This is a genomic window from Methylobacterium sp. 88A, from assembly GCF_000376345.1.
GTDB classification, from domain to species: Bacteria; Pseudomonadota; Alphaproteobacteria; order Rhizobiales; family Beijerinckiaceae; genus Methylobacterium; species Methylobacterium bullatum.
Window position 1 is genome coordinate 689,690 of record NZ_AQVT01000001.1, and the last position, 7,811, is coordinate 697,500.

At 66.2% G+C, this 7,811-nt stretch carries 6 protein-coding genes and 1 other RNA gene (1 of these 7 cut by a window edge); 6 read left to right on the forward strand and 1 reads right to left on the reverse strand.

The window, feature by feature from the left end; all coding sequences use genetic code 11:
• The first annotated feature begins 146 nt into the window (after window positions 1-146).
• Entirely contained in the window at window positions 147-974 is an 828-nt protein-coding gene (locus A3OM_RS0103150; RefSeq protein ID WP_018042282.1) for an FAD binding domain-containing protein, read from the forward strand.
• Window positions 971-3,730, forward strand: a complete 2,760-nt coding sequence (locus A3OM_RS0103155) for a molybdopterin-dependent oxidoreductase (RefSeq protein WP_018042283.1) — start codon at window positions 971-973, stop codon at window positions 3,728-3,730. The genes A3OM_RS0103150 and A3OM_RS0103155 overlap by 4 nt, the downstream gene beginning before the upstream one ends.
• Before the next feature lie 33 nt (window positions 3,731-3,763).
• On the opposite strand, the gene A3OM_RS0103160 is transcribed toward A3OM_RS0103155, so the two are convergent.
• Window positions 3,764-4,336, reverse strand: coding sequence for a peptidase S14 (locus A3OM_RS0103160; protein WP_245257752.1), 573 nt, complete (start codon window positions 4,334-4,336; stop codon window positions 3,764-3,766).
• Between the two features lie 142 nt (window positions 4,337-4,478).
• Between A3OM_RS0103160 and ssrA the strand changes: the two genes are divergently transcribed.
• From ssrA to paoC, 4 genes are all read left to right on the forward strand, one after another.
• Window positions 4,479-4,806: a transfer-messenger RNA gene (gene ssrA, locus A3OM_RS24995) on the forward strand.
• Between the two features lie 367 nt (window positions 4,807-5,173).
• Window positions 5,174-5,809, forward strand: a complete 636-nt coding sequence (paoA, locus tag A3OM_RS0103165; protein WP_018042285.1) for an aldehyde dehydrogenase iron-sulfur subunit PaoA — start codon at window positions 5,174-5,176, stop codon at window positions 5,807-5,809.
• Window positions 5,806-6,756 (forward strand): xanthine dehydrogenase family protein subunit M, encoded by a 951-nt coding sequence (locus tag A3OM_RS0103170; RefSeq protein ID WP_018042286.1) that lies wholly within the window; start codon window positions 5,806-5,808, stop codon window positions 6,754-6,756. The genes paoA and A3OM_RS0103170 overlap by 4 nt, the downstream gene beginning before the upstream one ends.
• Before the next feature lie 3 nt (window positions 6,757-6,759).
• Window positions 6,760-7,811 carry the 5' end (the start) of an aldehyde oxidoreductase molybdenum-binding subunit PaoC gene (gene paoC, locus A3OM_RS0103175; protein WP_018042287.1) on the forward strand. Its footprint extends 1,156 nt past the window's final position, so the window shows 1,052 of its 2,208 coding nt (coding positions 1-1,052); its start codon is at window positions 6,760-6,762; its stop codon lies beyond the right edge, outside the window.

A 7,811-nucleotide genomic window follows, 5' to 3' on the forward strand; every position in this document is an offset into this window, starting at 1 on the left:
GAAGCGCGCGAGATGCGATTCCGGGCGGCACTGATTTTGCTCCTCTGACTTTGCCCCAAGCACGGGTGCCCTCGCTTCGCCCGCGAGCTTCCCATCACCCTCCCGAACGGGCAATCTCGCCGCGTGCTCGACCCTGGATTTCAACGATGGACCTGAACTCGATCGGCTCCGTCGCCGTGCCGCGGAACCGCTCCGACCTCTCCGGGTGGCGGGACGGCGATGCCTGGCTGGCCGGAGGGACGTGGCTGTTCTCCGAGCCTCAGCCGCGCCTGCGCCGCCTCGTCGATCTCTCGAGCCTCGGCTGGCAGGCTCATGAGGTGAGCGAACGGGGCCTTTCGCTCGCCGCGACCTGTACCATCGCCGAGCTGTTCCGGCTCGATCTGCCCGCATCGTGGAACGCCGCTCCCCTCTTCGCGCAATGCTGCCGGGCGCTGCTCGGATCCTTCAAGATCTGGAACATGGCCACCGTGGGAGGCAACGTCTGCCTCGCCCTGCCGGCCGCGCCGATGATCGCGCTCGCCACCGCCCTGGAGGGAACCTGCCTGGTCTGGACACCGGAGGGAGACGAGCGCGGGGTCGCCATCACCGATCTCGTCCTCGGATCGCAATGTACGTCGCTGACACCCGGCGAAATCCTGCGGCGCATCGATCTTCCCCTGGCCGCGCTGAAGCGCCGGACCGCCTTCCGCCAGGTTTCCCTGAGCCCCAACGGACGCTCCGGCGCCCTGCTGATCGGCACCCTGGATTCCAACGGCGCCTTCGCGCTGACGATCACCGCCTCCACGCGCCGCCCGCTGCGCCTGATGTTCCCGACGCTCCCCGATGCGGCGGTCCTGGCCGCCTCGATCACCGAGGCGGTTCCGGTGGCCCTGTATCACGACGACGTTCACGGCACGCCGGATTGGCGCAGGCACATGACCTTCACCCTCGCCGAAGAGATCCGGCGCGCGTTCGAGAAAGAGGGCCGCGCATGATCCTGCACGTCAACGGACACGAGCAGGATGCGTCCCCACGTCCGGGCCAATGCCTGCGCACGATGCTGCGCGAGCTCGGCTGGTTCGGGGTGAAGAAGGGCTGCGATGCGGGGGATTGCGGCGCCTGCACGGTGCATCTCGACGGGGAGCCGGTGCATAGCTGCCTGCTGCCCGCCTTCCGTGCCGAGGGGCGCAGCGTCACCACCATCGAAGGCCTCGGCGGCCCCTGTCGGCCGGGGGAGGGGGGCACGCAGCCACGTCATCCCATGCAGGCGGCCTTTCTCGGCGCCCAGGGTTACCAGTGCGGGTTCTGCACCCCCGGCATGATCATGACCGCAGCGGCTCTGGACCAGGGGCAGATCGGCGATCTCGCCACCGCCCTGAAGGGTAATCTGTGTCGCTGTACCGGCTACGGCGCCATCGCCGACGCCGTGGCGGGCGTAGCGCGCGTGGAACGGCTGGAGGATAGGCGCGACGACCCGTGCGGGCGCAGCATCCCGGCCCCTGCCGGGCCTCGGATCGTCTCGGGCAGCGCAGCCTTCACCTTCGATCTGGCCGTACCGGACCTGCTTCATCTCAAGGTCTTGCGCTCGCCTCATGCCCATGCCCGCATCCTGCGGGTCGACCGGGCGGGAGCTCTGGCCGTGCCGGGTGTGGTGGCGGTCTTCACTCACGAGGATGTCCCCGCCGGACGGTTCTCCACCGGGCGGCACGAGAATCCCCTCGACGACGCCCCGGATACGCGAGTGCTCGATTCGATCCTCCGCTTCGTCGGTCAGCGGGTGGCGGCGGTGGTGGCGACGAGCGAAGCCGCGGCCGAGGCCGGTTGCGCGGCGCTGACCGTGGATTACGAGATCCGCGACGCGGTGTTCGATCCGGACGAGGCCCTGCGGCCGGACGCGCCTTTGGTTCATGACGGCGCCGATCAGCCCGGCGAGGATGCCCCACCGCGCCTCTCCCATCCCAACCTCGCCGCCGAGGTGCATGGCGAAGTCGGCGACGTGGCGGCGGGGTTTGCCGAGGCGGACTTCGTCCACGAGGCGGCCTACGATTCCCAGCGGGTCCAGCACGCCCATCTCGAGACTCACGGGGCCGTCGGCTGGCGCGACGAGGACGGACGCCTCGTCATCCGCTCGAGCACACAGACGCCGTTCCTCACCCGCGACGCGCTGGCGAACCTGTTCGGCCTGGAGCGGGATGCCGTACGCGTGTTCTGCGGCCGGGTCGGCGGCGGCTTCGGCGGCAAGCAGGAGATGCTCACCGAGGATCTGGTGGCCCTGGCGGTGCTCGCCACCGGTCGCCCGGTGAAGTGGGAAATGACCCGGCAGGAGCAGTTCACCGCCACGACCACCCGCCATCCGATGCGGGTGACGATCAAGATCGGCGCCCGCCAGGACGGCACCCTGACGGCCATCGCGCTGCATGTGGTCTCCAACACCGGCGCCTATGGCAACCATGCCGGCGGCGTGATTCATCACGGCTGCAACGAGGTGATCGGCGTCTATCGCTGTCCCAACAAACGCGTCGACGGCTACGCGGTCTACACGCACACCCTGCCGAGCGGTGCCTTCCGGGGTTACGGCCTCAGCCAAACCATCTTCGCGGTGGAATCGGCGATGGACGAAGTGGCGCGCGGCCTCGGGCTGGATCCGTTCGAGATGCGCCGCCGCAACGTCGTGCGCCCGGGCGACCCGATGGTATCGAACAGCCTCGAACCCCATGACGTGCAGTACGGAAGCTACGGGCTCGACCAGTGCGTCGATCTCGTCTCATCCGCCATGGACGAACTCGGACCCGCCGAGACCCCATCCGGTGACTGGCTCGTCGGCAAGGGCATGGCGATGGCGATGATCGACACGATCCCGCCGCGCGGGCATTTCGCCGATGCGCGGATCGCGCTTCAAATCGATGGACACTACCACCTCGATGTCGGCACCGCCGAGTTCGGCAACGGAACGACCACCGTCCTCGCCCAGATTGCTGCCTCGGCGCTCGGTACGAGCCCTGAGCGCATCACCCTGCGCCACGGCGATACCGACCGCGTCGGCCACGATACCGGGGCCTATGGATCCACCGGCATCGTGGTGGCCGGACAGGCGACGTTGAAGGCCGCCCTCGCCTTAGGCCAGGCCCTTCGCGAGGTTGCCGCCGAGAGGGGAGGGGGGGCGCCCTCCGAATGCCGCATGCACCGAGACGGTGTCTCGACCCCATCCGGCGAGATCGGCTTCGCGGAAATACTAACGGGTGGAACCATCGAGCGCGCGGCGAGGGCCGATGGCTCGCCGCGTTCCGTCGCCTTCAACGTTCAGGGGTTCCGGGTCGCGGTCCATCGGTCGAGCGGGGAGGTGCGCATCCTCGACAGCGTGCATGCCGCCGATGCCGGCCGCGTTCTCAACCCCATGCAGTGCCGCGGCCAGGTCGAGGGCGGTGTCGCGCAGGCGATCGGCGCGGCCCTGTACGAGGCAATGCGGATCGACGGAGAGGGCCGCGTCGTTACGCAGACCTTCCGCAATTATCATATCCCCGCCTTCGCGGACGTGCCGCGCACCCGCGTCCTGTTCGCGGACACCTATGACGGCATCGGTCCGCTCGGCGCGAAATCGATGAGTGAGAGCCCGTTCAACCCCGTCGCGCCCGCGCTCGCCAACGCCATCCGCGATGCCACGGGCGCGAGGCTCACCGCGACTCCCTTCGCACCGGACCGCATCTACCTCGCGGTAATGGAGGCGGCACGGCATCGGGACGGGTCGGTGTGATCCAGGCCTGCCTCCGAGATTGCGCGTCAGTGACTAAAGGACCGCCTCGATCAACCCGAGACTCCTGGCTTCCTCGGCCTCGATATACCAATTGTACGGGGCTTTCTCGATGACCTCCTCCAAGGAGACCTGCGAGCCGGTGACGAGGTTGGCGAAGCCCTCGTTCTGAATCTCGATGGAGGTCTCGATCTCGTGCAACGTCGCCTTGAGGGTGGCGATGCAGGTGGTGAGGGGACCGTGGATCTCCAAGGTCTTGGCCATCTTGCGCTCGTGGATCATCAGGCGCGTACCGCGCGTGAGATAGCGGTTCGGACGCGCGAAGAAACTCATGAGCGTCGTACCAGCCGAGTAGATCGCCGCCTTGCCAAGGAAGACGAAACGGCGATGCGGCGTCACCTCGCTGGCAAAGCGAATGTCTTCGCCCATCATCCGGGCCACTTCCGGGTCGCCGCCGAGGGTGGTGAGTTCGACCACCACGATGTCCAGCCCGGAGGCGGCGTCGAGTTGGCGCCGGAAAGCCTTGTACATGTCGTGATCGACCGGTCCCGACAGCAGAATGGCGGGGCCCTTGAAGTCCGGGGCGGAAAGCAGCGTGTTGTCCATCATCGATCCTCTGCCGAAAGGCACATCGGGACGCATCCCCGCATGCCTCGTGCCGGATCGAGAAGCCTCACCCGCGCATGTGGTTGCCGGGTGTGGGAAAAAATCCGCCTCGCGGCATCCGGCATCCGACAGACAAAGGGCCGCCGATCTAGACTTTTCGGCCCACCGCCTCTATATCGATCCTGCGTTTGATGACCGGTTCGTAATAACGTTTCAGGACCCGGAGGGCAGTACTCCGGCGCCTCCACCAAAAACGCATCGTGATGCGTTTCTGATGGGGGCGAAATAGGATCGACTGGGCGGTAAAGGGATCGCGAGAGCGTCGGTAAGGACTCGACCGGTTTGGCGCAGGCAACCCCTGTTCCAAGTATTTGGCCAAAACTCTAAATGCCAACGATAACGTTGTCATGGATGCCCGCCTCGCGGCGTAAGCATCTTGCGGTAGGGTAACCGTCGAAACAGAACCCGGGGCTTCGGCTCCGGGACCCACCCTTCTCATTATCGATGATGTTGTTTTGTCAGCCACGGCACTGCCGTTTTCGGCTGCTTTTTTGCCTTTATACTCACACGAGGCTGAGATGCGGGTTCTTCGCGCCCGCTTTGGCGGTATTTCACCCTCCCTTCCGCCACTCAATGACGACCGCGCTGTGCGTGTGCGCACATATACCATTTGGAATTCTTCCAAGGTGTGGCTGCACGGTCCGCCTGCGCTACTTCGTGGCACCACGGAAAGTTCTGCACCGCCGAGCGTTTGTCGGGGGCTGGTCGAAGCCTCGCGCAAACGTCCGCGACACGATCTAACGGAATTACACGTCTCATGGATCAGGTTCGGAGAACGCCATGTATGGCTCTGAAGACCTCGAACTCAACCGGCGCCATCTGATGGCGGGCGCCTCTGCCTGTGCCGTCGTCACAGCCTGTCCCTCCGCTTCCTGGGCGGCCACCGAGAGCACGTCCGAACCGGTGACATCCAAAGTGTCGCTCACGGTGAACGGGACGTCACGTGAGATCGACATCGATACGCGCACCACGCTCCTCGACGCCGTGCGGGAGCACCTTCACCTGACCGGTGCCAAAAAGGGCTGCGACCACGGCCAGTGTGGGGCCTGCACGATGATCGTCGATGGAAGACGCATCAATTCCTGCCTGACCCTCGCGGTCATGCACCAGGGCGATGCCATCACCACCATTGAAGGCTTGGGCAAGCCAGGCAACCTGCATCCGATGCAGGCCGCTTTCGTCAAGCATGACGGCTATCAATGCGGATTTTGTACGCCGGGCCAGATCTGCTCCGGTGTCGCGGTTCTCGAAGAGATCAAGGCCGGCATCCCGAGCCACGTCACGGCCGATCTCAACGCGACCTCCGCGATTACCGCGGACGAGATCCGCGAGCGCATGAGCGGCAACATCTGCCGCTGCGGCGCTTATTCCAACATCGTGGACGCCATGACTGAAGTCGCTGGGAGGCAGGCATGAAGTCCTTCACTTACGAACGCGCTTCCTCGCCTGCGGAGGCCGCTGCGTCCGTCTTGCGCGTACCCGGCGCGAAGTTCATCGCCGGCGGCACCAATCTTCTCGATCTGATGAAGCTGCAGGTGGAGACGCCGACCCATCTCGTCGATGTCAACGGCCTTGATCTCGATACGATCGAGCCGACGGAGGAGGGCGGTCTGCGGATCGGCGCCCTGGTGCGCAACACCGATCTTGCGGCCGATCTGCGGGTTCGGCGCGGCTACGGAGTCCTGAGCCGGGCCCTTCTGTCCGGGGCATCCGGCCAGTTACGCAACAAGGCGACGACGGCGGGCAACCTCCTCCAGCGCACGCGCTGCCCCTATTTTTACGATACGGCTCAACCCTGCAATAAGCGTCAGCCTGGAAGCGGCTGCTCGGCCATCGGCGGCATCAGTCGCCAACTCGCGGTGGTGGGGGCCAGCGAAGCCTGCATCGCCACGCATCCGGGCGACATGGCCGTGGCCATGCGGGTTCTCGACGCGAACGTGGAGACCGTGAGCGACAAGGGTGACACGCGGACCATCCCCATCGCGGAGTTTCATCGCCTGCCTGGAGACACGCCCGAGATCGATACGAACTTGCGGCCGGGCGAACTGATCACGGCGGTGACTCTGCCGAAGCCGGTCTCGGGCATGCATGTATACCGCAAGGTCCGGGACAGAGCCTCGTATGCCTTCGCGTTGATCTCCATCGCGTTGATCGTCCAGCGCGATGGGACCGGACGCATCGCCGTCGGTGGCGTCGCCCCGAAGCCGTGGCGCGACGAGGCCGCTGAGGCCGAGCTGCCGAAAGGCGCCAAGGCCGCGACGGAGCGTTTGTTCGCGGGAGCGAAGCCGACCCACGACAACGCCTACAAGCTCAAGCTCACCGAGCGCGCGCTCGGTGCCGTCCTGTCCGAAGCGAGGGCCTGAACCATGAAGTTCGACACTCCCGCTGGCCGCAACCCCATCGATCAGCTGAAAGTGGTGGGCAAGGCCACGGACCGGATCGACGGTCCCTTCAAGACCACCGGCACTGCGAACTACGCTTATGACTGGCACGATCCGCAATCGAAGGCGGTCTACGGCTTCGTCGTAGGCGCGACCATCGCCAAGGGGCGGATCGAGGCGATGGTTCTCGACGAGGCCAGGGCCGCACGCGGCGTGCTCGCCATCGTCACTGCAGAGAATGCCGGCCCCCTCGACAAGGGTAAGCTCAACGCCGCCAAGCTTCTCGGCGGCCCCGAGATCGAGCATTATCACCAAGCGGTCGCCTTGGTCGTGGCGGAGACGTTCGAGCAGGCCCGTTCAGCGGCGGCCCTCATCCGTATCGATTATGCCGAATCCAAAGGCGCGTTCGATCTCGCGGCGGTGAAGGATACGGGCAAGCCCGAGAAACTCGCCGGTGCCCCGTCCGACACCTCCATCGGTGATTTCGCCGGGGCCTTCGCCTCTGCCCCGGTTCAGCTCGACGCCACCTACAGCACGCCCGATCAAGCTCATGCGATGATGGAGCCGCATGCGTCCATCGCGTCCTGGGACGGCGACGCAGTGACGGTCTGGACCTCGAACCAGATGATCGCCTGGGGTACGCGGGATCTGGCCCTGACCCTCGGCATCCCGAAGGAGAAGGTCCGCCTCGTCTCGCCCTTCGTCGGCGGCGGGTTTGGCGGCAAGCTGTTCCTGCGGGCGGAAGCGGTATTGGCCGCCCTCGGCGCCCGCGCCGCAAAGCGGCCGGTGAAGGTGGCGCTGACCCGTCCGCTCAGCTTCAACAACACCGTGCATCGGCCCGCCACGATCCAGCGCGTCCGCCTCGGCGCGACGCCGGACGGCACGATCACGGCGATCGGCCATGAGAGCTGGTCCGGCAACCTGCCCGGCGGCAAGCCGGAGGCGGCGGTGCAACAGACGCGCCTGCTCTATGCCGGCGCCAACCGCATGACCCAAACCCGGCTCGCCATGCTCGACCTGCCCGAGGGCAACTCCAT

Excerpts from the sequence above, each read along its gene's own strand:
- A3OM_RS0103150 (WP_018042282.1), top strand. The coding sequence starts at position 147 with ATGGACCTGAACTCGATCGGCTCCGTCGCCGTGCCGCGGAACCGCTCC.
- A3OM_RS0103155 (WP_018042283.1), top strand. The coding sequence starts at position 971 with ATGATCCTGCACGTCAACGGACACGAGCAGGATGCGTCCCCACGTCCG.
- A3OM_RS0103160 (WP_245257752.1), bottom strand. The coding sequence starts at position 4,336 with ATGATGGACAACACGCTGCTTTCCGCCCCGGACTTCAAGGGCCCCGCC.
- paoA (WP_018042285.1), top strand. The coding sequence starts at position 5,174 with ATGTATGGCTCTGAAGACCTCGAACTCAACCGGCGCCATCTGATGGCG.
- A3OM_RS0103170 (WP_018042286.1), top strand. The coding sequence starts at position 5,806 with ATGAAGTCCTTCACTTACGAACGCGCTTCCTCGCCTGCGGAGGCCGCT.